The organism is Bacillus cereus group sp. N6 (assembly GCF_016483705.1).
GTDB lineage: Bacteria > Bacillota > Bacilli > Bacillales > Bacillaceae_G > Bacillus_A > Bacillus_A wiedmannii.
In genome coordinates, this window is sequence record NZ_JAEHBI010000154.1 from 1 (window position 1) to 1,647 (window position 1,647).

Sequence of the window (1,647 nt, forward strand, 5' to 3'; positions counted from 1 at the left end):
AACTATTCAGAATTTCTTAAACGATAACTGTATTTTGTAAACGGATTTATGTTTTTTCAAACTTTGCAACAGAACCTAATGTTACATTTTTTTGCACCTTATCTCGTGGGAATACATAATATTTATTTCCATAGTCCGTCTCTTCTTCAAAGATTCTTTTTCCATCTAACCATATTTTCATAAAGACCTCCCGTTTTACAGTGCATAACTCGTATATAAAAATAATTTGACATATATATTTTATCATATTTCATGCGAAATAAATTCACATTGAGGGCATACAGGCTTCTTTATATACAGAAATCGAAGAAATTATGTACCTTAGTATTTTGACTTACAAAATATTCATATATCGCTTTCATAGCAACATTTTCCTGTTAAGGGGATTCCCTTTACTAAAACTACATGTTGGGGTTTCAGAAGATATATTCCTTTAGCCAAGCCGATAGCATCGTAATGGATTTGCTATATTATTTAACGAATAGGAAAGGGCAAGTATTATGTCAGCTGAACTACATGATACTTGCCCTTTGTTTTTCACTCCGCATATACAGAGCCATATTGATTGATCTTCCCTATTATATAACAAATGCCGACATTGTCACAGGTGAAATCCCCTATTTCATGTATTTTCCTTTTACATTTTATATTTATCAATTGTGGTATGTGAAATTTTATTTTGCTGTATAAAACAAAAATGAAATAATTTTCTGAATAATGATAAAATTACATTACTAACTATTTAAAAGGAGGATTTCTTTTGACTTTTCTACGTGACATAGTTCGACCTATTATATTTTTTATAGCTTTCTTTTTATTTTTTATACTTCTGGTATTAGCAGATAAGCTATCAGGATTGGGGCTTTCTAATAATACAAGTGCCATTGGGTCACTCTATTTATTTTCAGCTTTATTAACAGGCATTCTCATATTCCCTACAATCCGAAATGATTTTCAAAATCGCTTCATCCTTCATAAAAACAAACCATATTTAACGATTGGACTCCCTATTCTAATTGCAATACTCATGCAAATTATACTCACTTTCATCCGCTTTATTCCCACTTTTTTTGGTCATGATATGATTGGCATAGGATCTGGTCAAGTAACATATACAGCTGATTTAACTAAAACAGGATTTCTTTTCTTAGTTTCTATAATAGGACCATTTAATGAAGAAATTTTCTTTAGATATTTACTTTATGCTGGAATATTTTTAGCACTTGCTGATATTAAAACAAAATTTTTATGGTTAGAAAAAGTGTATCATGAAGTATTTATACATAAAAACCCTCAATATATATGGAGTTGGGTAATACTAACAAACATAGGATTTGCACTATTACATGGGCCTGACATATCAACCTTCTATTTATATTTCATTCCAGGTGTAGTGGATGCTTTACTTTTTCTCAGATTGGGATTCCTGTCAGCTTGGTTAGCTCATGGAGCTTTTAATCTGTGCTCAATAACTGTCCTAAGTATCGTATCTAGTATATTAGTGAACTAAGACTATGCTGATAAAACTCGACAGCTAATGACATCGTGCATATGAAACAGCCAAAAAATATTTGTAACTACTCAGCTTCCTCACGGAAGCTTTTTTAATTTTACTAGTTTCATATGCCTCTCATTTGTAAATACTGA

Annotated in this window: 2 protein-coding genes; one reads left to right on the forward strand and one right to left on the reverse strand. The window is 30.9% G+C overall.

The genetic code is table 11. From position 1 onward, the window contains the following. Nucleotides 1-46 precede the first annotated feature (46 nt). Nucleotides 47-181 (reverse strand): hypothetical protein, encoded by a 135-nt coding sequence (locus tag JDS99_RS32480; RefSeq protein ID WP_255543225.1) that lies wholly within the window; start codon nucleotides 179-181, stop codon nucleotides 47-49. A 579-nt stretch (nucleotides 182-760) separates the two neighbouring features. Between JDS99_RS32480 and JDS99_RS30560 the strand changes: the two genes are divergently transcribed. Further along, nucleotides 761-1,510 carry a CPBP family intramembrane glutamic endopeptidase gene (locus tag JDS99_RS30560; RefSeq protein WP_199696463.1) on the forward strand — a complete coding sequence of 250 codons (750 nt, stop codon included), beginning with the start codon at nucleotides 761-763 and terminating at the stop codon, nucleotides 1,508-1,510. Nucleotides 1,511-1,647 lie beyond the last annotated feature (137 nt).

Excerpts from the sequence above, each read along its gene's own strand:
- JDS99_RS32480 (WP_255543225.1), bottom strand. The coding sequence starts at position 181 with ATGAAAATATGGTTAGATGGAAAAAGAATCTTTGAAGAAGAGACGGAC.